The 256-nt window shown below is 49.6% G+C and carries 1 protein-coding gene; it reads left to right on the forward strand.

Features of this window, described 5'->3' with window-relative positions; genetic code table 11:
* On the forward strand, positions 1–256 hold a 256-nt coding region (locus SB765_RS31500; RefSeq protein WP_410932741.1), incomplete at both ends, for a methyl-accepting chemotaxis protein.

Raw genomic sequence — 256 nt, forward strand, 5'->3', positions numbered from 1 at the left:
CGCTTGCACAGCGTAGTGCGACTGCCGCAAAAGATATTAAAGCGTTAATAGAGCAGGCTGTCGGACAGGTTGAATGCGGCGTCACTGTTGCCAGTGATACGGGTTTGAGTATTCTCAAAGTCGTGCATTTAGTGGATGAACTGGCTGAATCCATGGATGCTATTGCGCTGTCGTCGGCTGAACAGATGCAGGGGATTTCTCAGGTGAGTATTGCTGTCAGTCAGATGGATGGGGTGACGCAAAATAACTCTGCTCT

It is taken from the genome of Pseudomonas sp. SIMBA_067, from assembly GCF_046534675.1.
Classification (GTDB): domain Bacteria; phylum Pseudomonadota; class Gammaproteobacteria; order Pseudomonadales; family Pseudomonadaceae; genus Aquipseudomonas; species Aquipseudomonas putida.